General features: G+C 60.8%; 19 protein-coding genes. 15 read left to right on the forward strand and 4 right to left on the reverse strand.

What is annotated here, in order from left to right; all coding sequences use genetic code 11:
• Positions 1–4: 4 nt before the first annotated feature.
• The 10 genes from DD235_RS11645 (at position 5) to DD235_RS11690 (ending at position 13223) form a co-directional block, all read left to right on the forward strand.
• Positions 5–898, forward strand: a complete 894-nt coding sequence (locus tag DD235_RS11645) for an ABC transporter permease (protein ID WP_109062243.1) — start codon at positions 5–7, stop codon at positions 896–898.
• The gene (locus tag DD235_RS11650) at positions 898–1692 is read left to right on the forward strand and encodes an ABC transporter ATP-binding protein (protein WP_109062244.1); all 795 of its coding nucleotides are present in this window, start codon (positions 898–900) and stop codon (positions 1690–1692) included. The genes DD235_RS11645 and DD235_RS11650 overlap by 1 nt, the downstream gene beginning before the upstream one ends.
• A gap of 202 nt (positions 1693–1894) precedes the next feature.
• Entirely contained in the window at positions 1895–3124 is a 1230-nt protein-coding gene (locus DD235_RS11655; RefSeq protein WP_109062245.1) for an efflux RND transporter periplasmic adaptor subunit, read from the forward strand.
• Positions 3125–3192: 68 nt separating this feature from the next.
• Positions 3193–6399: a multidrug efflux RND transporter permease subunit gene (locus DD235_RS11660; protein WP_109062246.1), complete on the forward strand. Its 3207-nt coding sequence runs from the start codon at positions 3193–3195 to the stop codon at positions 6397–6399.
• On the forward strand, positions 6396–7907 hold the full coding sequence (locus DD235_RS11665; protein WP_109062247.1) for an efflux transporter outer membrane subunit: 1512 nt from the start codon (positions 6396–6398) through the stop codon (positions 7905–7907). The genes DD235_RS11660 and DD235_RS11665 overlap by 4 nt, the downstream gene beginning before the upstream one ends.
• A gap of 16 nt (positions 7908–7923) precedes the next feature.
• Positions 7924–8388, forward strand: a complete 465-nt coding sequence (acpS, locus tag DD235_RS11670; RefSeq protein WP_109062298.1) for a holo-ACP synthase — start codon at positions 7924–7926, stop codon at positions 8386–8388.
• A 90-nt stretch (positions 8389–8478) separates the two neighbouring features.
• Entirely contained in the window at positions 8479–9534 is a 1056-nt protein-coding gene (gene nagZ / locus DD235_RS11675) for a beta-N-acetylhexosaminidase (RefSeq protein ID WP_109062248.1), read from the forward strand.
• Entirely contained in the window at positions 9497–11317 is a 1821-nt protein-coding gene (gene uvrC / locus DD235_RS11680) for an excinuclease ABC subunit UvrC (protein ID WP_109062249.1), read from the forward strand. The genes nagZ and uvrC overlap by 38 nt, the downstream gene beginning before the upstream one ends.
• A gap of 28 nt (positions 11318–11345) precedes the next feature.
• Positions 11346–11915, forward strand: a complete 570-nt coding sequence (pgsA, locus tag DD235_RS11685; RefSeq protein ID WP_109062250.1) for a CDP-diacylglycerol--glycerol-3-phosphate 3-phosphatidyltransferase — start codon at positions 11346–11348, stop codon at positions 11913–11915.
• A gap of 9 nt (positions 11916–11924) precedes the next feature.
• On the forward strand, positions 11925–13223 hold the full coding sequence (locus DD235_RS11690) for an MFS transporter (RefSeq protein WP_109062251.1): 1299 nt from the start codon (positions 11925–11927) through the stop codon (positions 13221–13223).
• Between the two features lie 27 nt (positions 13224–13250).
• Here the strand turns inward: DD235_RS11690 and DD235_RS11695 are convergent, their stop codons facing one another.
• Positions 13251–14042: an RNA methyltransferase gene (locus tag DD235_RS11695; protein WP_239990119.1), complete on the reverse strand. Its 792-nt coding sequence runs from the start codon at positions 14040–14042 to the stop codon at positions 13251–13253.
• 144 nt (positions 14043–14186) lie between these two features.
• On the opposite strand from DD235_RS11695, the gene DD235_RS11700 reads away from it, so the two are divergent.
• The 3 genes from DD235_RS11700 to DD235_RS11710 all read left to right on the forward strand — a co-directional run bounded on the left by DD235_RS11700 (position 14187) and on the right by DD235_RS11710 (position 17480).
• A complete protein-coding gene (locus tag DD235_RS11700; protein ID WP_109062252.1) occupies positions 14187–14978 on the forward strand; it encodes an inositol monophosphatase family protein in 792 nt (263 codons plus the stop codon).
• 130 nt (positions 14979–15108) lie between these two features.
• A complete protein-coding gene (locus DD235_RS11705; RefSeq protein WP_109062253.1) occupies positions 15109–16683 on the forward strand; it encodes a TerC family protein in 1575 nt (524 codons plus the stop codon).
• Between the two features lie 2 nt (positions 16684–16685).
• Positions 16686–17480: an undecaprenyl-diphosphate phosphatase gene (locus DD235_RS11710; protein WP_109062254.1), complete on the forward strand. Its 795-nt coding sequence runs from the start codon at positions 16686–16688 to the stop codon at positions 17478–17480.
• 95 nt (positions 17481–17575) lie between these two features.
• On the opposite strand, the gene DD235_RS11715 is transcribed toward DD235_RS11710, so the two are convergent.
• The 3 genes from DD235_RS11715 to DD235_RS11725 are packed head-to-tail and all read right to left on the reverse strand — an operon-like array spanning position 17576 to position 19699.
• Positions 17576–18367 carry a UDP-2,3-diacylglucosamine diphosphatase gene (locus tag DD235_RS11715; protein WP_239990120.1) on the reverse strand — a complete coding sequence of 264 codons (792 nt, stop codon included), beginning with the start codon at positions 18365–18367 and terminating at the stop codon, positions 17576–17578.
• Positions 18360–19016, reverse strand: a complete 657-nt coding sequence (locus DD235_RS11720; RefSeq protein WP_420810461.1) for a peptidylprolyl isomerase — start codon at positions 19014–19016, stop codon at positions 18360–18362. Before DD235_RS11720 ends, DD235_RS11715 begins: the two co-directional genes overlap by 8 nt.
• A complete protein-coding gene (locus tag DD235_RS11725) occupies positions 19013–19699 on the reverse strand; it encodes a tetratricopeptide repeat protein (RefSeq protein ID WP_109062255.1) in 687 nt (228 codons plus the stop codon). The genes DD235_RS11720 and DD235_RS11725 overlap by 4 nt, the downstream gene beginning before the upstream one ends.
• 104 nt (positions 19700–19803) lie before the next feature.
• Here DD235_RS11725 and cysS point away from each other — a divergent pair, with 104 nt between their 5' ends.
• Together cysS and DD235_RS11735 are read left to right on the forward strand one after the other, a co-directional pair.
• A complete protein-coding gene (cysS, locus tag DD235_RS11730) occupies positions 19804–21318 on the forward strand; it encodes a cysteine--tRNA ligase (protein WP_109062256.1) in 1515 nt (504 codons plus the stop codon).
• Between the two features lie 21 nt (positions 21319–21339).
• A complete protein-coding gene (locus tag DD235_RS11735; protein WP_109062257.1) occupies positions 21340–22005 on the forward strand; it encodes a DNA-3-methyladenine glycosylase family protein in 666 nt (221 codons plus the stop codon).
• Positions 22006–22018 lie beyond the last annotated feature (13 nt).

The raw sequence follows: 22018 nt of genomic DNA on the forward strand, positions 1-22018 counted from the left end.
GTCGATGTCGCTATTTTCTTTGCTGGGTGCCCTTGAAATCGGGCTGATTTTTGGTCTGGTTGCCCTGGGGGTCCTGATCTCGTTTCGCTTGCTGCGCTTTCCCGATCTGACGGTAGATGGCAGTTTTCCCCTGGGTGGTGCCGTGGCGGCCACGCTGATTGCCGCCGGGTATGATCCGTTCTTCGCGACTCTTGCTGCGACCGGGGCAGGGGCCGTGGCCGGGATGATCACCGGTTGGCTCAATGTGCGCCTCAAGATTATGGACCTGCTTGCCAGTATCCTGATGATGATCGCGCTCTATTCGATCAATCTGCGCATCATGGGGCGGCCCAATGTACCGTTGATCATGGAGCCGACCATGTTCAGCATTCTGCAGCCCGCAGGGATGTCGGATTATGTGTTCCGGCCGCTCCTGCTGGTGGTCGTCGTGATCGCAGCCAAGTTGCTGCTGGACTGGTTCTTTTCGACTCAGACTGGCCTGGCCATGCGCGCAACAGGCTCCAATCCAAGGATGGCGCGGGCGCAGGGAGTGGCAACCGGGGCAATGGTGCTGGCTGGCATGGCGATTTCCAATGCTTTGGTGGGCCTGGCCGGAGCCCTGTTTGCCCAGACACAGGGAGGGGCCGATATTTCGATGGGGATCGGTACCATCGTGATCGGACTGGCGGCCGTGATCGTGGGTGAGAGCATCCTGCCTGCCCGTAAATTGGTATGGGCGACCCTGGCCGTGATTATTGGGGCCATTGCCTATCGGTTTTTCATCGCGCTGGCACTCAACAGCGATTTCATTGGGCTGCAGGCGCAGGATCTCAATCTGGTGACGGCACTGTTGGTGACTTTTGCGCTGGTGTTGCCACTCATCAAGCGCCGTTTTGCCGCCAAAAGGAAGAAGCACTGATGCTGCGCGCAGAAAATCTCTACCTTACCTTCAATGCGGGCACACCAATCGAGACGCGTGCCCTGCGCGGGCTCTCATTGCATATTCCCGAGGGGCAGTTCGTCACGGTCATCGGTTCCAACGGTGCTGGCAAATCGACCTTTCTCAATGCCGTATCGGGAGATCAGCCCGTGGATGACGGGCGTATCGAGATCGACGGGCAGGATGTGACGGACTGGCCGGTCTGGAAGCGTGCCGGTCGGGTGGCCCGTGTGTTCCAGGATCCGATGGCGGGAACCTGCGAAGACCTGACCATCGAGGAAAACATGGCGCTGGCCTGGGCACGGGGCAGCAGTCGTACGCTGGGACGCGCAGTGCGTACCCCGATGCGGGAGCAGTTCCGCGAGCATCTGGCCACCCTTGAACTGGGTCTGGAAAATCGCCTGACGGACCGTATTGGCCTGCTGTCGGGCGGGCAGCGACAGGCTGTCAGCCTGTTGATGGCTGCGCTGCAGCCGTCACGCATTTTGTTGCTTGACGAACACACCGCAGCACTGGATCCGCGTACGGCAGATTTTGTGCTGGCGCTGACGGCCAGGATTGTTGCGGAGCACAAATTAACCGCTATGATGGTGACACACAGTATGCGTCAGGCGCTCGACGTGGGTGACCGTACCGTTATGCTGCATCAGGGCAATGTCGTGTTGGATGTGGCGGGTGATACCCGCAAGGGGCTTGATGTCCCGGATCTGCTGGCGATGTTCCAACAGGTACGCGGAGAAAAATTGGCCGACGACGCGCTGTTGCTGGCCTGAGCAGGCCTTGCGCGATTGGGTCGGTTGGTATTGGCGATCCGGGTACTGATGTGTTCGGTATGTATGCCGGGCCGCCGGAGGGCGGCCTTTTTTCCCTTCCTGTGTTGCAGCGAGACTCTTTTGTTAATCGAGTCTTAAAAAAAATAGTTTAAAGTTATTCGGTTACCCGACTAGCGTAGTCACCTTTTCCCGTGAGGATTCCATGCACGTGTCGTTTCGACAACTCTCAATTCCTGCCGGCGTCGTGCTGGCGCTGGCATTGGCCGGCTGCGGTGAGCAGCCCCAGATGAATCCCGGATTGCCGCAGGTCAGCGTGATTACCGTCCAACCTGAAACACTGCCCATGCGTACCGATCTGCCTGGTCGTGTCGATGCAGTGCGCGATGCGCAAATTCGTGCACGCGTGACCGGTATCGTCCAGAAGATCGAGTATGAGCAGGGCAGCGATGTCAAGGAAGGCCAGATCCTGTTCCGCATCGATCCGGCGCTCTATCGTGCGCAGGTGCGCCAGGCCGAAGCCAATCTGCTGCAGGCTCGTGCCGATCTGGGCGCAGCCGCTGCGCTGGCCAAGCGCTATCAGCCTCTGGTCGAGGCACGTGCCGTCAGCCGCCAGGAATACGACAATGCCGTTGCTGCTGCCAAGCAGGGCGAAGCATCGGTTGCTGCTGCCCAGGCTGCGCTGGAAACTGCCAAGATCAATCTGGGCTATACCACGGTGACGGCTCCCATTGCCGGTCGTATTGGTGAGCCATTGGTGACCGAAGGCGCACTGGTTGAGGGTACGCAGGCTACCCAGATGGCGCTGGTGCAGCAACTGGATCCGATCTATGTCGATTTCACCCAATCCGTGGCGGATCTGGCCAAGTTGCGGCAGGCACTGGCCAGCGGCCAACTGCAGCGTGTCGGGCAGAACGAAGCACTGGCAACGCTGGTGCTGGATGATGGCAGCGAATATGCCCGGCCGGGCAAGTTGTTGTTCACGGGTGTCACGGTTGATCAGGCGACCAGTCAGGTCAAGTTGCGTGCCGAGTTTCCCAATCCTGACAATGACTTGTTGCCTGGCATGTACGTGCGTGTGCGCCTAGAGCAGGGCATCGAGCACAACGCACTGGCTGTTCCGCAACAGGCCTTGCAACGCACCCCGGATGGCGGTGTGAGCGTGGTGGTCGTCAAGGACAAGATGACCAGTCAGGTGCCGGTCAAGACCGGTGGTATGGAAAATGGTCGCTGGATCATTACGGATGGCTTGTCGGCTGGCGATGTCGTGGTGGTCGAAGGTTTCCAGAAGATCCGCCCGGGGGTGCCCGTGGAGGCTTCTCCCTGGAAGGATTCGGCTGATCCTGCCATCGGTGGATCGCAACTTCAGCAGCCAGGCCAGCAGTCGGAAGGGAATGCCCCTGCCGCGCCGGCTGCCGAGGGTTCGGCATCCTGATGCACGTCCTGATTCGTTGCGGGCAGCCTGGCTGCCCGCATGTTGAGCCCCTACATTAGAGCCAACACATGTCACAATTTTTTATCGATAGACCAATTTTTGCCTGGGTCGTCGCCTTGTTCATCCTGCTGGCCGGCGCGCTGGCGATCCCGAACATGCCGGTGGCACAGTATCCTGACGTGGCTCCGCCGACGATCGAAATCTCGGCGACCTATCCGGGCGCATCCGCCGAGGATGTGGCCGAGTCAGTGACCAGTATCATTGAAAATGAGCTCAATGGTGCCAAGGGCCTGCTCTATTACGAGTCGGTCAGTGACTCCAATGGCCAGTCCACGATTTCCGTGACGTTCAGCCCGGGTACGGATCCTGACATGGCACAGGTGGATGTGCAGAATCGCGTGTCGAACATTACGGCTCAATTGCCGTCGGCCGTGATGCAGCAAGGACTGAGCTTCGAACAGAGCAGTGCGGGCTTTCTGATGATCGTGGCTCTGTCATCTGACGACAAAAACAGCGATGCCACAGCGCTGGGTGACTATATCTCGCGAAATATCCAGAATCCCATTTCCCGGGTGCCTGGCGTGGGCAAATTCCAGTTGTTCTCGGCACCACGCGCCATGCGCGTCTGGGTCGATACCGACAAGCTGGTTGGTTTCAATCTGAGCATCAATGATATCAATCAGGCGCTGGCTAGCCAGAACGCACTCGTATCGGCGGGGTCGATTGGTGCGCCACCCAATCCGGGTACGCAGCGCGAGGCGTTCACCATCATGGTTAACGGTCAGCTCAAGAACATCGAGGATTTCGGCAATGTGATCCTGCGCGCCAACACTGATGGCTCGATTGTGCGGCTGCGTGACGTAGCCCGCATCGAAGTGGGTGCCGATAGCTACAATTTCGGTGCACGTCTGAATGGCCAGCCTACGGCGGCATTCGCGATTTCGCTGACTCCTGATGCAAATGCCCTGGAAACGGCCGAAGGGATCAAGCGCGAACTGGATGAACTCTCCAAGTTCTTCCCGGCTGGCGTCAAGTATACGATTCCATATAATACAGCACCGTATGTACAGATCTCCATCGAGCAAGTGGTCCATACGCTGCTCGAAGCCATGGTACTGGTGTTCCTGGTGATGCTGCTGTTCCTGCAGAAGGTCCGCTATACCATCATCCCGACGATGGTGGTGCCGGTGGCCATCCTGGGAGCCTTTGCAGTGATGCTGGCACTTGGTTTCTCGGTCAATGTGCTGACACTGTTCGCCATGGTGCTGGCCATCGGGATTCTGGTCGATGATGCCATCGTGGTGGTCGAAAACGTCGAGCGGATCATGGCTGAAGAAGGCCTGCCGCCCAAGGAGGCGACTCGCAAGGCCATGCGTCAGATCAGCGGTGCCATCGTGGGGATCACGCTGGTGCTGGTGACGGTATTCCTGCCGCTGGCGTTCATGAGCGGCTCGGTGGGGGTGATCTATCGCCAGTTTGCCGTTGCCATGGCCGTATCGATCTTTTTCTCCGGTTTCCTGGCGCTGACTTTCACGCCGGCGCTGTGCGCGACCATCCTGAAACCCATCCCCAAGGGCCACCACCATGAGGAAAAGAAGGGTTTCTACGGCTGGTTCAATCGCAAGTTCGATGCCACGGTAGGGACCTATGAAGGCTGGGTCGGCAAGATTCTGGCTCGCAGCGGGCGCATGATCGTGCTCTACCTGTTGCTGGTGGCAGTGCTGGTTGTGATGTATGTGCGTCTGCCTTCCTCCTTCCTGCCGGTCGAGGATCAGGGCTACGTGATCAGCAATATCGAGTTGCCTGCTGGCGCTTCTGCCAGCCGTACCATGGAAGTGATCGAAGAGGTCGAGAGCTACTTCATGGACAAGCCCTACAAGGAAAACATCATTACCGTCCGGGGTTTCAGCTTCAACGGCAATGGCTTGAATTCTGCTATCGCTTTCGTGACTCTCAAGGACTGGAAGGATCGCAAGGGTTTCGACAATTCGGCTGACGGCATTTCCTTCAATGCCATGCAGGATCTGCTGATGGGCATCAAAGACGCGCTGGTTTATACCATTGTGCCGCCTGCGATTTCCTCGCTGGGCAACTCGAGCGGTTTCGACTTCCGCCTGCAGGACCGCGGCAACCAGGGCAATGCCGCCCTGTGGGCGGCGGCGGGTCAGATGCTGGGCGAGGCAATGCAGAACCCGGTACTGTCGCAGGTCCGGATCAACGGCCTGGGCTATGGGACGCAATTGCAGTTGAATGTTGATCGCGAAAAGGGCGCGGCCCTGGGCGTGGACTTCGCTGAGGCGGCCAATCTGCTGTCGACGGCGGTAGGCTCGTCCTATATCGGCAAGTTCCCCAACATGGGACGCATGCAGAACGTCTGGGTGCAGGCTGAAGCCGACAAGCGCATGAACCTTGAAAACGTGCTGAAGATGAACGTGCGCAACAATCAGGGTGGCATGGTGCCGCTGTCGGCGTTCGTGACGGCCAGTTGGCCGCAAGGCCCGACCCAGGTCGTTCGTTTCAACAGCTACGAGTCGATCCGGATTGGCGGAGATGCTGCGCCGGGCTATTCGAGTGGCGAGGCCATGGCCGAGATGGTCAAGCTGATGGATACGTTGCCCAGCGGGTTTGGCTATGAGTGGAGCGGTGTCTCTTACCAGGAAACCCAGGCCGGCAACCAGGCCCCTATCCTGATGGCACTGTCGCTGCTGGTAGTGTTTCTGGTGCTGGCGGCACTCTACGAGAGCTGGGCTATCCCTCTGTCGGTCATGCTGGTGGTGCCGCTGGGTATGCTGGGTTCTGTCGGGCTGGTGTCGGCATTGGGCATGACCAATGACGTCTACTTCCAGGTCGGGCTGGTGACCATCATCGGGCTGGCGGCCAAGAATGCCATCCTGATCGTCGAGTTTGCCAAGGATGCCTATGCGGCGGGTGGTGATCTCTATCATTCGACGATCGAGGCCGCCAGATTGCGTTTCCGTCCCATTCTGATGACATCGCTGGCATTCATTCTGGGCATGGTGCCGCTGGTCATGGCCAGCGGTGCAGGTGCCGCCAGCCAGCACTCGGTCGGTCTGGGCGTGCTGGGCGGGATGCTGGCTGCCACGCCGTTCGCCGTGATTTTCGTGCCGACGTTCTTTGTCGTGGTCATGAGCATTTTCAAGACGCGTCCGCGCCTGCTCGGTGCACAGGCCGAAGCCCATGCCCAGGAGCAGGAAGAGCGTCGCAAGGCCGCAGGCCTGCAGGTCGAGCGTGATAACGAGGAGGGCAAGGCATGAGCCGCGCCGTACGATCTTTCCGACTGACGGGGGCCGCTGCGGCGGCAGCCCTGGTGCTGGCTGGTTGCTCGCTGGCACCGACCTATGAACGCCCTGCTGCACCGATCTCCGCACAATGGCCGGATGCCCCGGCTGCCAATGCGCAGGATGCCCAGGTGCCGGCTGCCGAGATTGGCTGGCGGGAGTTCTTCCGTGATGCCCGCCTGCAGCGGGTCATCGAGATCACGCTCGAAAACAACCGCGATCTGCGCATTGCATTGCAGCGAGTCGAAGAGGCTCGCGCGCAGTACGGTGTGCAGCGCGGTGAACAGTTCCCGTCGATTGGCCTGGGCGCTCAGGGTACGCGCCAGCATGTGCCGCAGAACATGCGCGTGGGCGGGCCTGACTCCACCTCGATATCTTCTCAGTATCAGGCGGGTCTGGCTCTGACTTCGTTCGAGATCGATTTGTTCGGCAAGCTGCGCAATCAGTCGGAAGCCGCGTTTCAGACGTTCCTGGCGACCGAGCAGGCGCAAAAGACGGCTCAGATCAATCTGGTGGGGCAGGTGGCACAGGCGTACCTGACGCTGCGTGCTGCCGAGTCCGAACTTGAACTGGTTCGCCAGACACGCAAGGCACGCGAAGAGTCTTTTGATCTGGTGCGGGCGCGCTATGAGGGTGAAGTCGCCTCCGAGCTTGAACTGAATCAGGCCAAGAGCCTGCTCGACAGTGCTGATGCGACGTTGGCAGCCCTGGAGCGGACCCGTTCGCAGGCACGCAATGCCTTGACGGTTCTGATGGGGCAGCCGGAACCGGGCGATCTGCCCGATGCCGCACCGTTTGATCGTGACCAGTTGCTGGCTTCCGTGCCGGCTGGCTTGCCGTCCGATCTGTTGATCCGTCGTCCCGACATCATGGGGGCGGAGCATCAGTTGCTGGCTGCCAACGCGAATATTGGTGCTGCGCGTGCAGCATTTTTCCCGACGATTTCGCTGACGGGGTTGCTGGGTAGCGGCAGTGCGCCACTTTCCGGTTTGTTCGAGGCGGGCTCCGGCATGTGGAGCTTCTCGCCGCAGATTGCCATGCCATTGTTCGCTGGCGGCAGTATCCGTTCCGGTGTGGCGCTGGCCGAAGCACGCAACAATATTGCCGTGGCCCAGTACGAGCAGACCATCCAGCAGGCGTTCCGGGAAGTCGCCGATGCCCTGTCGGGTGAGGCGACCTATGGTACGCAGCTTGATGCCCAGCGTTCTTTCACGCAGGCACAGTTGAAGACGCTTGAATTGTCCAACCTGCGCTACGAGAATGGTGTCGACAGCTACCTGCAGGTGCAGACGGCACAGATCGATGCGCTGGATGCACAGCGTTCATTGATCCAGACCGGTCTGGCTGCGCTGGTCAATCGCATTGAGCTGTACAAGGCCCTGGGCGGTGGCTGGAACGAGCAGACCGTGCAGTCCGATGCCCAGGCAGGCAGTGCGCCAGCCGATGACGGCAATGCCGCTGCCGGCCAGGCTGCTTCTTCCTGAAGCTCAAACGTTCGCCATGACCGAGCTGTCGCCTGAGACGTCTCCCATCTCCGCGCCACCTGCTTTGCAGGTGGCGAGCGGTGCCATTGCCGGTATCGGCATGGATCTGCTGCGGATCGAGCGTATAGAAGCCGCACTGGCACGGCATGGCGTACGTTTTGCGAGCAAAATACTGGGGCCGGACGAACTGAGTGTGTTCGAGGCCCGTAGCCGGCGTGATGCGCGGCGTGGTGTGCGCTATCTGGCCACGCGTTTCTGCGTGAAAGAAGCGTTTTCCAAGGCCATCGGCCTGGGGATGCGCCATCCCATGTGGTGGACGCGAGTTCAGACGCTCAATGCGCCCGGCGGCCGTCCGGTGCTGTCACTGTCGGGTGAGCTGCGCGACTGGTATGCGCCCCGTTTCGGTGCCATGCATGTCTCGATTACCGACGAGTCCGACCTTGCCGCTGCCTACGTGATTGTCGAGACGCTGCGCGGCTAGGCTATTCACGCTAAAGTATCGCCTGTCGTGTCGGCCGGGCTTTGCACGCTTCCTGCGTGAAGGCCGTGCCGGCCGTAGACGAGAGAATCCATGCCTGTCGCCGTATCTTCTTCCCCGGTCCTGTATGGACCCGTCATGGCCGATGTGGCCGGACTGACCCTGACCGAATCCGAGCGTACCCGCCTGCTTAATCCGCTGGTGGGTGGGGTGATCCTGTTTGCCCGTAATTTTGAAAACCGTGCCCAGTTGTGTGCGCTGACCGCCGAGATCCGGGCGCTGGGCAAGCCCCTGCTGATCGCTGTGGATCACGAAGGTGGGCGTGTACAGCGCTTCCGTACCGATGGCTTCACCCATTTGCCATCAATGCGCAGCCTGGGCTGGCAGTGGGCGCGCGACCCCATGCTGGCGTTGCGTCTGGCGACTGAGGCGGGCTATGTGCTGGCTGCCGAGTTGCGGGCCTGTGGTGTGGATCTGAGCTTCACACCGGTACTGGATCTGGATTATGGCCGCAGTGCGGTGATTGGTGATCGTGCCTTTCACAGCGATCCACAATGTGTTGCGCAGCTTGCGCGGGCCCTGATTCAGGGGCTGGCGCTGGCTGGTATGGCTGCCTGCGGCAAGCATTTTCCGGGGCATGGTCATGTCGAAGCTGATTCGCACCTGGCCATTCCTGTGGACGAACGTTCGCTCGATGACATTCTGGCGCTGGACGCTGCGCCGTATGGCTGGCTGGGTGACCAGGTGCTGCCCTCGGTCATGCCGGCACATGTGATCTATTCTTCTGTCGATCCTAATCCTGCCGGATTCTCGCGTTTCTGGGTGCAGACCATCCTGCGTGAGCGCCTGGGGTATGACGGCGTGGTGTTTTCCGATGACCTGACCATGGAAGGTGCGACCGTGGCCGGTGATATCCTGGCGCGCGCCCAGGCCGCCCTGGGCGCGGGATGCGATATGGTGCTGGTATGCAATCGTCCCGACCTGGCCGACGAACTGCTGGCACGCCTGGATGTTGCACCCGATCCGGTTGCCTCGGCGCGGATTGCACGTCTTGCACCGCGTTCTGACGCACCCGACTGGGATGCCCTGCAGTCCGATCCACGCTACCGACATGCCCGATCACTCCAGCATCAAAGCCTGGCTGGCTGACCTGCCACACCTGCCCGGTGTCTATCGGCATATCGATGCCTCGGGCGAGGTGCTTTACGTTGGCAAGGCCCGCGATCTCAAGCGTCGGGTGTCGTCGTATTTCCAGAAAACGCCATCCAGTCCCCGGATTGCGCATATGGTGGCGCGCGTCGAAAAGGTCGAAGTCACCATTACGCGTTCAGAGGCCGAGGCGCTGCTGCTCGAGAACAACCTTATCAAGCAGTTGCACCCGCGCTACAACATTCTGTTTCGCGACGACAAATCCTACCCCTATCTGCTGTTGACCGGGCATGCGTGTCCCCGGGTAGTCTATTACCGGGGCGCGACCAGTCGTTCAGGCCAGTTCTTCGGTCCCTATCCCAACGTCTGGGCCGTACGTGAAACCATCCAGATTCTGCAGAAAGTGTTTCGCCTGAGGACCTGCGAAGATTCTGTTTTCGCAAACCGCAGCCGGCCCTGTCTGTTGCACCAGATCGGACGCTGTTCTGCACCCTGTGTGGGGGTGATTTCGCCGGAGGACTACCGCAATGATGTCAACCGCGCGGCCCGTTTTCTGAATGGTCAGGCCCAGGATGTCATGACGGATATCGAGCAGCGCATGTACCTGGCTTCGGAAGCGCTGCGTTTCGAAGAGGCAGCGGCACTTCGCGACCAGATGCAGGCGCTCTCCACGGTACTGCACCAGCAGACCATGGAAGCCGGCAGCGAGGATACGGATGTGATTGCCGTGGTTGCCGAGGGCGGCAAGACCTGTGTGACGCTGGCCATGGTGCGGGGCGGACGGCACCTGGGTGACAAGTCTTTCTTTCCGACCCATGTCGATGGCGACGAGCCGGGGACGGTGCTGGCGGCATTCATTGCCCAGCACTACGCCGACACCAGCGTGCCAGGCGTGTTGGTGCTGTCGCATCCGGTCGAGGATGACGCCTTGTCTGCAGCGCTGTCCGAGCGTGCCGGGCGCAAGGTGCGCCTGTTGAGGCAGCCGCAGGGGGTACGCAAGTCCTGGCTGGAGCAGGCACAGAGCAATGCGGCCCTGGCCCTGGCGCGCGCCTTGTCCGAAAACACTGCACGCACGGCGCGTACCCGGACGCTGGCCGAGACGCTGGGGATCGAGGCAGACGACGAGGCGCTCGAGCTGTTGCGCATCGAATGTTTCGATATCAGCCATACGGCGGGAGAAGCGACCCAGGCCTCCTGCGTTGTGTACGAGCATCACGACATGCAGCCATCGCTGTATCGTCGTTACAACATCCATGACATTACACCGGGCGATGACTATGCCGCCATGCGTCAGGCGCTGATGCGTCGTTTTTCCAAGGTGGTCGACGGTACGGCACCGATGCCGGGCCTGGTGCTGATCGATGGCGGCAAGGGCCAGGTCGAGATGGCGCGGCAGGTGTTCGCCGAGCTGGGGCTGGATATTTCGTTGCTGGTGGGGGTGGCCAAGGGCGAAGGCCGCAAGGTCGGCCTGGAGACGCTGGTGTTTGCCGACGGTCGTGCGCCGGTCGCGCTGGGCAAGCAGTCGGCAGCCCTGATGCTGATTGCCCAGATACGGGACGAAGCGCACCGGTTCGCGATTACTGGCATGCGAGCCAAACGTGCCAAGGCCCGCACGACATCCCGGCTTGAGGAAATAGAAGGCGTGGGTGCCAAGCGTCGCCAGAAACTGCTGGCTCGCTTCGGTGGCCTGTCCGGCGTGGTCAATGCCAGTGTCGATGATCTGATGAGTGTCAGCGGGATCTCCCGGGAACTGGCCGAGCGCATCTATCAGGCATTGCGATAATACGCGGATCAGGTAGCATAACGACATCATGCCCATCAACATCCCGATTGCCCTGACCTGGCTGCGGATCGCCCTGATCCCGCTGATCGTTGTCCTGTTCTACCTGCCCGACTGGCTGGTCGATGAAAACACCCGTGGCCTGCTGGCTTCCATTATCTTCATCGTGGCTGCGCTCACTGACTGGTTCGATGGCTGGCTGGCACGCCGCTGGAACCAGACGTCTTCGTTCGGTGCTTTTCTTGATCCGGTTGCCGACAAACTCATGGTGGGGGCCGCGCTGCTGGTATTGCTGGATATGGGACGTGTGGGCGTGGTCATTGCCCTTATCATCATCGGACGCGAAATCGCCATTTCTGCGTTGCGAGAGTGGATGGCGCAGATCGGTGCCAGCGCCAGCGTGGCAGTCAGCTGGCTGGGCAAGTTCAAGACAGCGGCACAGATGGTGGCGATTCCCTGTCTACTGTATGCCCAGCCACTGCTTGGCATCAATACACTGCTGTTGGGTGAGGTTCTGATCATTGTTGCGGCCATCCTGACGGTATGGTCTATGTGTTACTACCTGAAGCGCGCCTGGCCAGCCATCCGCGAGCGTGCCTGAGCTGCCGGCATGAGTACGATGGCAGCCCTGGCGGGTGATGACAGTCCTGCCCTGCGCCGAAGGGACTGGCTCACGATTGCGTTGATCGGGCTGGTGCATGCTTCCTCGCACTTCTTCCAGTTGGTCATCCCTTCGCTGTATGTGGCGCTGGGGAGTGCTTTCAATCTTGATTTTGCAGCGCTGGGCCTGTTGGTGTCGGCGTTTTTTGTCGTTTCCGGCGTCGGTCAGGCATCGTCAGGTTTTCTGGTGGACAGGATCGGTGCACGGCCGGTCCTGTGGTTCGGACTGGCCTGTTTCGTGGTGGCCGGCCTGTTGATCGCATCGGCCAATGGCTATGCCATGCTGATGGCTGCAGCGCTGATCGCGGGCCTTGGCAACTCGATCTTCCATCCGGCGGATTACGCCATCATCAATCTGAATATCAGCCGTTCCCGGTTGGGACATGCCTTCAGTGTGCATGGCGTGTCCGGCAATCTGGGCTGGGCGGCAGGCCCGGTGTTTATCGCTGCCGTGACGCACTGGGCTGGCTGGCGCATGGCGGCGCTGGCGGCAGCCGGCGTGGTGGCTCTGGTGCTGCTGGCCAGCGTGCTGGGCCGGCGTCTGCTGCAGGTCGATGTGGCACGACAGGCGGGGGCAGAACAGGCAGGCATACAGGCTCAGTCTGGCGAGCGCAAAGGGGCTGTCTCTCCTGCGGAGGGGGCACTGGCCCGCGTGGCGACATTGCTCGCGATACCGGCACTGTGGGGTGCTTTCCTGTTTCTGGCTGCGACCACCGTGGCCAATTCTGCGATGCAGAATTACACGATTCCACTGATGGGCGACCTCTACTATCTGACCTCCATGCAGGCCAGCTCTGCTTTGTCGCTCTTCATGGTGGCGGCTGCAGCAGGCATGCTGGCGGGTGGTTTCCTTGCCAACCTTTCGCCACGGACAGAATGGGTCGTGCTGGGCGCGCTGGCGGTGGCAGCACTGTTGCTGGCGATGCTGGCGATGCGCTGGGTACCTGTCGCCTGGGCCTTGCCGGTCCTGGCGCTGGCAGGGCTGTGCTCCGGGATGGCGGGCCCATCGCGCGACCTGCTGATACGCCGGGTCACGCCGAAAGGGGCTGTCGGATCGGTCTATGGACTGGTCTATTCAGGCATGGACGTGGGCTCGGCCTCGGGGCCACTGCTGTTTGGTGTGATGCTGGATCACGGTTTTCAGCAAGGGCCCTGGCTGGGCGCGGCCGTGGCCTTGCTGGCGGCTGCCCTGCTGGCGCTCTGGGTGGGGCGTCAGCCTGCGCCGCAGGTATCTACGGCTCGATCCTGATCCGTGTCGCGAGGCGCGGCTGGCCGCTTATGGCGCGGGTGGGTGTGCCAGCCGCGCGGTCTTGAGCATGGCGGTACAGACACCACGCAACATGTCCACTTCGTCCTGACTCAGGTTGCTGCGGGTCAGCAGGTGGCGCATGCGCAGCATCAGCTTCTTGGGATGCGCAGGGTCCAGAAACTGAATGCCGATCAGCGCTTCTTCCCAGTGCGTCAGCAGGGCCTGTACCGCTTCGTTGCCTGCAAGCCGGTCGCCCGGGCGTACGGTGCCTCCGGTACTGAAGGATGATTCGGCATTCAGCGCATAGCGCAACTCCCAGGCTGCCAGTTGCAGCGCCTGTGCCACATTGAGTGAACTGTAGGCCGGGTTGGCGGGGATCTGACAGATCCGCTGACACCGGGCAATCTGCTCATTGGTGAGGCCGGCCCGTTCGGTACCCAGCACGATGGCCACTTCATCACTGCCGCGGCCGGTCAGGTGTTCGACCGACAGGCTGGCAGCCTGCCGAATATCGCAGTTGGGTGGCCCCAGGTCGCGGGGCCGGGCCGTCAGCGCCAGGGCCAGTGTGACATGGCGCATGCCTGCCGCCAGGTCGGGTACGATCTCGGCTCCGGCCAGTACATCGGTCGCGCCGCTGGAGAGCGCAATGGCATCGGGGTGTACCAGTACATCGTCGAGGTGCGGGCGCACCAGGGTCAGCTTGGTGAATCCCATGGTCTTGATGGCACGGGCGGCAGCACCGACGTTGCCGGGATGGCTGGGCTCGACCATGATGAAGCGGACACGGTCGAAAAGGGAGGCTGGGAGGACAGCGGACATGAGCGGCAATGATCCGATCTGATAAAAAACGCAGGGTCTATTAAAATGGCGCAGTTCTGACGGCGCAGGCCATGCCGGGCGTCGTATTCAACCGGCTGCGCACTGGTGCGCCGGTTTCTTTGTCTACAGTGGAAAACGAATTCTATGCATCCGATGCTCAATACCGCAGTCAAGGCAGCGCGCCGGGCCGGCAGTATCATCAACCGCGCCAGCCTGGACCTCGATCGCGTGCAAGTCGCGCGTAAGGGCCCCCGCGATTATGTCACGGAAGTCGACCAGGCTGCCGAACAGGCCATCATCGAAACCCTGAGTACCGCCTATCCCGAGCATACCTTCCTGGCTGAAGAGTCCGGCCTGTTGCCGGCAGATGCGCCGGAATGGCACAAGGCGGCCTATCAGTGGATCATTGATCCCCTGGATGGGACGTCCAATTTCCTGCATGGCTACCCACACTATGCGATCTCGATTGCGCTGGCGCAGCGTGGTCAGGTTACCCAGGCCGTGATCTATGATCCGGTTCGCAACGAGCTGTTTACGGCCAGCCGCGGCGCAGGGGCATTCCTCAACGATCGCCGCATTCGTACTTCCAGTCGCTCACGCCTGCACGATGCCCTGATCGGAGCTCGCTGGCCGGGTTCGAACGGGCCCGACAGCCTGGCACGCAGCAAGCGTTTCGAGACCCTGGCTTCCGATACCGTCGGCGTGCGTCGTTCGGGTTCGGCCGTGCTGGATCTGGTTTATGTGGCAGCGGGGCGGCTGGATGGTTTCTGCGGTGTTGATCTCAAGCCCTGGGACATGGCGGCTGCAGGCCTGATGGTACTGGAGGCCGGCGGCCTGATCGCCGATTTCAGCGGCGAGCAGGGCTGGATGGACAGTGGCGAAGTGCTGGCTGGCAGCCCCAAGCTGTTCCCGTCGATGCTGGCTTCGCTGTCCTGATCCATTGCTGCGGCACCTGCCGCAGCAATGTGCCATGGATGTATCTTGTCGGGCTGTGTTGCCAATATGACAGCACAGCCCGGTTTTTTCTGGTTATCATAAAGGATTACAGACTTCTGGAGTTGCTCTGATGGAATGGCTGCTGGACCCCGCCGTGTGGGTCGGCCTGCTCACCCTGGTCGTGCTTGAAATCGTACTGGGGATCGACAATCTGATCTTTATTGCCATTCTGGCAGACAAGCTTCCTCCACATCTCCGCGATCGCGCCCGTATCATCGGGTTGTCACTTGCGCTCATCATGCGCCTGGGACTGCTGTCGGTCATGTCCTGGCTGGTCACCCTGACTGCGCCACTGTTCTCCATCGGGCCCGCAACCTTCTCGGGGCGGGATCTTATCCTTATCGTGGGTGGTTTCTTCCTGCTCTTCAAGGGCACGATGGAACTGCATGATCGCATCGAGGGGCATCACAGCGTTTCCAAGGGGCCGCGTGTCTATGCCAGCTTCTGGGTGATCGTGACCCAGATCGTGCTGCTCGATGCCGTATTCTCGCTTGACGCCGTGATTACGGCCGTCGGTATGGTTGATCACTTGTCCGTCATGATGGCGGCCGTGATCATTGCCATTGGTGTGATGCTGGTGGCTTCCAAGCCTTTGACCCGTTTCGTCAATGCCCACCCGACCGTGGTGGTGCTGTGTCTGGGCTTCCTGCTGATGATCGGTTTCTCTCTGGTGGCAGAAGGCTTCGGTTTCAAGGTGCCCAAGGGCTATCTGTATGCGGCCATCGGTTTCTCGGTGGCGATCGAGGCACTCAATCAGGTGGCTCGACGCAACATGCAGAAAGCCGAAGATCATCGTCCGATGCGCGACCGCACCTCAGAAGCCATCCTGCGCATGCTGGGCAAGCGACCCCTGGATGCCGAAGAAGACCAGTCTGCTGCCGTGCAGGCTCGGGATGCTTCCGCCTTTGGTGTCGAGGAACGCAACATGGTCAGCGGCGTGCTGACGCTGGCCGAGCGTTCCGTGTATTCCGTCATGACCCCGCGGACGGCCATCGAATGGCTCAATGTCGAAGACGAAGGCGAGGTGCTCAAGGCCCAGGTGGATCAGTCGTCGCACAGTTTCTTCCCTGTCGGTCGTGGCAGCCTGGATGACATTGTTGGCGTGGTGCGTGCCAAGGATGCCGTGGCAGACCTCCTGACCGAAGGCCGGATCCGCAAGGAAAGCCTGCGTGAACCGGTCATCGTGCATGAGTCGATTGGCATGTTGCGTCTGATGGAAACCCTCAAAAGCTCGGGGGGGAAACTGGTGCTGGTGACCGATGAGTTCGGTGCCATCGTGGGTCTGGTTACGCCGATCGATGTATTCGAAACCATTGCCGGCGAATTTCCCGATGAGGATGAAAGTCCCGATATCGTGGTCGAGGGCGATAATCTCTGGCGTGTGGATGGTGCAGCTGACCTGCATCAGTTGGAGCAGGTGCTGGATACCGATGACCTGGTCAACGACAACGAGGACTACACCACGTTGGCCGGCTACCTGCTGGCACGCTTTGGTCAGCTTCCCGAGCCGGGTGATCACTGCGAGCATGTCAGCCATGTGGGGCATGACCGTATCCGTTTCGAAGTGTTGGCCCTGGATGGCCGGCGGATTTCCCAGGTACAGGTCCGGCGCATCGTGCCGGATTATGAAGCAGAGGCTGAATAAGCATGGACTGGTTGCAGGTTTTCGTGTTGTCGGTCGTGCAGGGGGTCACCGAGTTCCTGCCGGTGTCCAGTTCTGCTCACCTGATCCTGGTACCGGTCTTTTTCGACTGGCCTGATCAGGGGCTCTATTTCGACGTGGCCCTGCATGTCGGCAGTCTGATTGCCGTGTTGCTGTACTTCCGGGATGAAATCGGTGCCATGATCCGGGGGTTCGTGCGTTCGATCACGACCCGTACCCTGGATGCCGATGGCAAACTGGCCTGGGCGATTGTGCTGGGTACCATCCCGGTCGGGTTGGCCGGACTGCTGCTCAAGGATGTCGTGAGCAGCTATGCGCGTTCGCCACACTGGATTGCCTGGGGGGTCATTATCTTTGGTCTGCTGCTGGGCTGGGCCGACTGGAAATTCCGAGGTGAACGCACGGAGCGCGACATGACCTGGAAAGATGTCGCCATCATTGGTTGCGCACAGGCCCTGGCGCTGTTTCCCGGCACGTCCCGTTCGGGCATTACGCTGACGGCGGCCCTGATGGTTGGCATGAGCCGCGAGGCTGCAGCGCGCTTCTCTTTCCTGCTGTCCATTCCGGTGATTGTGCTGGCCGGCGGGCTTGAGGCTATCGAGATCGTGCGCCAGCCGCAGGCGATCGACTGGATGCCGGTGCTGGGTGGTGTCGTGATTTCCGGTGTCACGGCCTATGCCTGCATTCACTACTTCCTGGCATTCATTCGCAGGATGGGCGTACAGGTATTCGTTGCCTACCGTATCGTCCTGGGTATTGTCCTGCTGTCTATGTTCTGATCCTGTGCGATCGAGGCTGCAGGCTGGCCCTGATGGCATTGAAAAGGGCGGATTGCATTGCTGCAATCCGCCCTTTTTGTTTTTGGCTTGTGATCCTACGGCTTTTCGGGTTGTTCCAGATCGTAGAACACCAGGCCATCTTCCTCGATGGCCAGCCAGCCGCCCCTGATCGGATCGGCATGGTCACAATCCCAGTCGGGCAGCACCCAGCGCTCACAGTGCCGGCCATCGACCTCAATGGCATGGCGGGCAGGGCGGTGGGTGTGGCCGTGCACCATGATGGACAATCCTGTCGAGCGAAATGCCGCTTCGATGGCGTCCTGGTTCACATCCATGATTTCCATGGATTTCTGGCTGTTGGCCTGGATGCTGCCGGCGCGTGCTTCTTGGGCCATCGCCAGTCTTTCCGGAATGCTCTTGGAGAGGAACTGGGCTTGCCACTGCGGATTGCGCACCATGGTACGGAATTGCTGATAGGCAATATCGTCCAGGCAGTATTCGTCACCATGTGAGAGCAGGACGGGGCCGGCCTGCGTCTGCAGGCGAGCGCTGTCCGGCAGCAGGTGCGTGCCGGTGGCTGCAGCCAGCTTTTCACTGATCAGGAAATCGCGATTGCCGCGGCCGATCCAGATGGGCAGGCGTGCTGCTGCATGCTGCAGGCCGCTCAGGACGCCCGCCAGCCATTCCGGGGCGATATGGATGACATCGTCGCCGATCCAGGCGTCGAAGATATCGCCCGGCAGCAGCAGCGAAGCTGCATCCTCGGGGGCTGCTTCCAGGAAAGCCAGAAAGGCCTCGATGGTGGCAGGCGTATCGGGCCCCAGGTGCAGGTCGGCTGCAATCCAGACCGGACCTGCCGGCAATGCGATGTCGATGGGATTATTCAACGACTTCCGCCTTCAGGATGATGACATCCTCGACCGGAACGTCCTGGTGGAAGCCCTTGTTGCCGGTCTTGACACCCTTGATCTGGTCCACGATCTCGGTCCCTTCGATCACTTCACCGAATACGGCATAGCCCCAGCCCTGGCTGCTGGGCGAGGTGAAGTTCAGGAAGTCGTTGTCGGCGACGTTGATGAAGAACTGGGCGGTTGCCGAGTGCGGATCGTTGGTGCGTGCCATGGCCAGCGTGTAGCGCTGGTTCTTGAGGCCGTTGTCGGCTTCGTTGTCGACCGGATCACGGGTTTCTTTCTGCTTCATGCCCGGCTCGAAGCCGCCGCCCTGGATCATGAAGTTATTGATGACGCGATGGAAGATCGTGTTGTCATAGAAACCATCGCGCACATATGCGAGGAAATTCTCAACGGTCTTGGGAGCCTTTTCGGCGTTCAGTGCGATCAGCAGGTCGCCTTGGCTGGTCTGGAGCTTGACGCGGGGGCTTGTCGTGGTCATGGATGAGCTACCTTGCAAAGAGGGTGAAGCGGCTGCCTTGGGCTCGGAACCGGAAGAGGGCGAGCAGGCGGCCAGGAGAATGCCGAGTGCGCCGTAGCGCAGCAGGCGGGAAGCGTGGTGAAACATGGTCAAAGCAGAATTCATTTCAGACTCCTGAGACGAGCGGCGTCGGTCCGGGCTTGATTCAGGCCCATGCGGCTTGCCTTGTCATAGGATTGCAGTGCCAGAGCCTGCAGTATCTGACCCATATTGTAATGAGCCAGTGCATAGTTCGGATTGAGCTGCAGCGCGATGGTCAGCGCCTGGCGTGCATCTTCGAGACGGCCCTGTTTGGTGTACAGTGCCGCCAGATTGTTCCAGGGTTCAGGCAGTTCGGGAAAACGCTGCGTCATGTCACGGTAGGCAGCCAGGGCATCGGCTTCGCGGCCCAGGGCAGCATAGGCGCGTGCCTGCAGGAAAAGCAGTTGCACATTGGTGCCAAGTGCATTGGGGGGGATAGCGTTGAGCTCACCCTGGATGCGTGTCAGCGCTTCTTCAGCCTTGCCCTGGTCGATTTCCTTTTCGATCTCGGCGGCGATCTCGGCAGCAGTGGGAGGCAACGATGTATCGACGCCGGGCTTGAGCGCCTCGAGTACCCGTGCCAGACCATCCCATCCTCCCGAACCGACGGGCGCGGCCTCCATGCCGGGGGGCAGGTCGCTGATGCTGTCGAAGGTGTTGTTGTCGTCCGGGTCCAGGTCCATGGACTGGGCATAGGCCTGGGACCAGCCCAGCGACAGTATGGCGAGGGTCAGGCAGGCGCGGCGAAAAGTCGGTGTCAGGATCACGTTCAGGTCGGGAGAGAGAGTTGCAGGCCGGTTGGCCGGGCGTCACTTGCTATACTGCGGATTGCGCAATTGTAGCCTTGGTTCTTTTTCCCCATTCATTTTCCATGTTGCACATCTATAACACGCTAGCACGTACCAAACAGCCTCTGCAAACGGTGGAGCCGGGCAAGGTGCGCATGTATGTGTGCGGCATGACCGTATACGACTACTGTCATCTGGGCCATGCCCGCATGCTGGTGAGCTTCGACGTGGTGCAGCGCTGGCTGCGCGCCAGCGGTTACGAAGTGACCTATGTGCGCAATATCACCGATATCGATGACAAGATCATCCGTCGCGCGGTCGAGACCGGCCGGCGCATGCAGGATGTCACTGATTTCTATATTGAGGCCATGCATGCCGATGAGCGTGCCCTGGGGGTCGAAAGTCCCACGCACGAGCCGCGTGCCACGCAATATGTGGGGCAGATGCTGAATCTGATCGGTCGGCTCGAGGAGCGAGGCCTGGCTTATCAGGCTGCCGATGGTGACGTCAATTATGCCGTGCGCAAGTTTCCCGGCTATGGCAAGCTCTCCGGCCGTTCGCTCGACGAGTTGCGTGCCGGTGAGCGCGTGGCGGTCGATGCCTCCAAGCGTGATCCCTTCGATTTCGTACTCTGGAAGTCCGCCAAGGACAGCGAGCCCGCCGAATCCAAGTGGGAATCGCCCTATGGGCTGGGGCGGCCCGGCTGGCATATCGAGTGCTCGGCCATGAGTGAAGCCGTCCTGGGCTTGCCTCTGGATATCCATGGCGGGGGGCCTGATCTCAAGTTTCCCCATCACGAAAATGAAATCGCCCAGACCGAAGGCGCAGGTGACAAGGCGCTTGCCAATTGCTGGATGCATTGCGGCCCGCTGATGGTCGACAGCGACAAGATGTCCAAGTCGCTCGGCAATTTCCGTACCATTCGCCAGACCATTGCCCGTACGCCCGAGGCAGAAACGCATCAGGGCGGCGATGCCGGGACAGCATGGTTCAACCCCCGCGAAGCGGAAATGCTGCGTTTTTTCATTGTGCGCAACCATTATCGCAGTGCCCAGAACTATGCGCCCGATAACCTGGTCGATGCACAGAACGCACTCGATCGTCTGTATCAGACTCTGAATAGCGTGTCCCCGGCTAGTGCGGCCGAGGTGGACTGGGCACAACCCGAGGCCCTGGCTTTCCGGGCAGCGATGGACGATGATTTCAATACGGCGGGCGCTGTGTCGGCATTGTTCGATCTGGCGGCGCGCGTCAATCGCACGTCCTCCCCAGAAGCCGCTGCACAGCTCAAGGCCCTGGCCGGATTGCTGGGGTTGCTGCAGCAGGATCCTGCTGCCTATCAAAAGGAAAGCAGTCGCTATCGCCGGGGGGCCTTGGCATCGACACTGTCCGATCAATCTCGGCCGGGCGAGGGCGGCGCAGTGGTCATGGGCGGTGCCATGTCCGATGCCGCCATTGAACAGGCCATCGCCGACAGGCAGGCCGCCAAGGCGGCGCGAGACTTTGCCCGGGCCGATGGCATCCGTGCCGACCTTGCGGCTGCCGGCATCTTGCTCGAGGATCGCCCGGGTGGCCTGACCCAGTGGCGTCGGGCCTGAGCAGGAAAACCCATACATATCATGAGTACGACCATTACTGCATCTGCTGCCCCTGTGCCGCCCGATTCGCCCAAGCCGGGCTATTGGGATGAGGCCGTGGCGCATCTGCTCAAGCGCGACCGCATTCTCAAGCGCCTGATTCCCAACTATCCTGCCACCTGGCTGACACTGCGCGGTGAACCTTTCGTGACCCTGGCGCGTTCGGTCATCGGGCAACAGATCGCGACGCGTACGGCGGCCTCCATCTGGCAGAAGCTGCTGGCAGCCTGTCCCGCGCCTTTCTCGCCCGAAACCGTGCTGGCGCTTGATCCGGAAGTGTTGCGCGCAGCTGGATTGCCCAAGCGCAAAGCCGAATACATCGTCGATCTCGCCCTGCACTTCCATGAGGAGCGCGTCCATCCCGAAGCCTGGGCTGGCATGGACAACGAGGCCGTGGTGGATGAGCTGACCGCGATTCGCGGCATCGGTCGCTGGACAGCCGAGATGTTCCTGATTTTCAACCTGCAGCGACCGGATGTGCTGCCGCTGGACGATGCTGGCCTGATTCGGGCAATCTCGCATCATTACTTCAGTGGCGAACCGGTTTCCCGCTTCGAGGCACGCGAAGTGGCACAGGCCTGGCAGCCATGGCGCACGGTCGCCACATGGTATTTGTGGTGCAGTCTGGACGCGGTTGCCGTAAAGTAGCGGTTTTCGGACG

This window comes from Corticimicrobacter populi, assembly GCF_003123725.1.
Classification (GTDB): domain Bacteria; phylum Pseudomonadota; class Gammaproteobacteria; order Burkholderiales; family Burkholderiaceae_B; genus Corticimicrobacter; species Corticimicrobacter populi.

What these genes read in the sequence shown, in the direction of transcription:
- DD235_RS11665 (WP_109062247.1), top strand. Translation starts at nt 6,396, where the DNA reads ATGAGCCGCGCCGTACGATCTTTCCGACTGACGGGGGCCGCTGCGGCG.
- DD235_RS11655 (WP_109062245.1), top strand. Translation starts at nt 1,895, where the DNA reads ATGCACGTGTCGTTTCGACAACTCTCAATTCCTGCCGGCGTCGTGCTG.
- acpS (WP_109062298.1), top strand. Translation starts at nt 7,924, where the DNA reads ATGACCGAGCTGTCGCCTGAGACGTCTCCCATCTCCGCGCCACCTGCT.
- cysS (WP_109062256.1), top strand. Translation starts at nt 19,804, where the DNA reads ATGTTGCACATCTATAACACGCTAGCACGTACCAAACAGCCTCTGCAA.
- DD235_RS11660 (WP_109062246.1), top strand. Translation starts at nt 3,193, where the DNA reads ATGTCACAATTTTTTATCGATAGACCAATTTTTGCCTGGGTCGTCGCC.
- DD235_RS11710 (WP_109062254.1), top strand. Translation starts at nt 16,686, where the DNA reads ATGGACTGGTTGCAGGTTTTCGTGTTGTCGGTCGTGCAGGGGGTCACC.
- DD235_RS11690 (WP_109062251.1), top strand. Translation starts at nt 11,925, where the DNA reads ATGAGTACGATGGCAGCCCTGGCGGGTGATGACAGTCCTGCCCTGCGC.
- DD235_RS11735 (WP_109062257.1), top strand. Translation starts at nt 21,340, where the DNA reads ATGAGTACGACCATTACTGCATCTGCTGCCCCTGTGCCGCCCGATTCG.
- DD235_RS11645 (WP_109062243.1), top strand. Translation starts at nt 5, where the DNA reads ATGTCGCTATTTTCTTTGCTGGGTGCCCTTGAAATCGGGCTGATTTTT.
- nagZ (WP_109062248.1), top strand. Translation starts at nt 8,479, where the DNA reads ATGCCTGTCGCCGTATCTTCTTCCCCGGTCCTGTATGGACCCGTCATG.
- DD235_RS11720 (WP_420810461.1), bottom strand. Translation starts at nt 19,016, where the DNA reads ATGAATTCTGCTTTGACCATGTTTCACCACGCTTCCCGCCTGCTGCGC.
- DD235_RS11650 (WP_109062244.1), top strand. Translation starts at nt 898, where the DNA reads ATGCTGCGCGCAGAAAATCTCTACCTTACCTTCAATGCGGGCACACCA.
- uvrC (WP_109062249.1), top strand. Translation starts at nt 9,497, where the DNA reads ATGCCCGATCACTCCAGCATCAAAGCCTGGCTGGCTGACCTGCCACAC.
- DD235_RS11695 (WP_239990119.1), bottom strand. Translation starts at nt 14,042, where the DNA reads ATGTCCGCTGTCCTCCCAGCCTCCCTTTTCGACCGTGTCCGCTTCATC.
- pgsA (WP_109062250.1), top strand. Translation starts at nt 11,346, where the DNA reads ATGCCCATCAACATCCCGATTGCCCTGACCTGGCTGCGGATCGCCCTG.
- DD235_RS11705 (WP_109062253.1), top strand. Translation starts at nt 15,109, where the DNA reads ATGGAATGGCTGCTGGACCCCGCCGTGTGGGTCGGCCTGCTCACCCTG.
- DD235_RS11700 (WP_109062252.1), top strand. Translation starts at nt 14,187, where the DNA reads ATGCATCCGATGCTCAATACCGCAGTCAAGGCAGCGCGCCGGGCCGGC.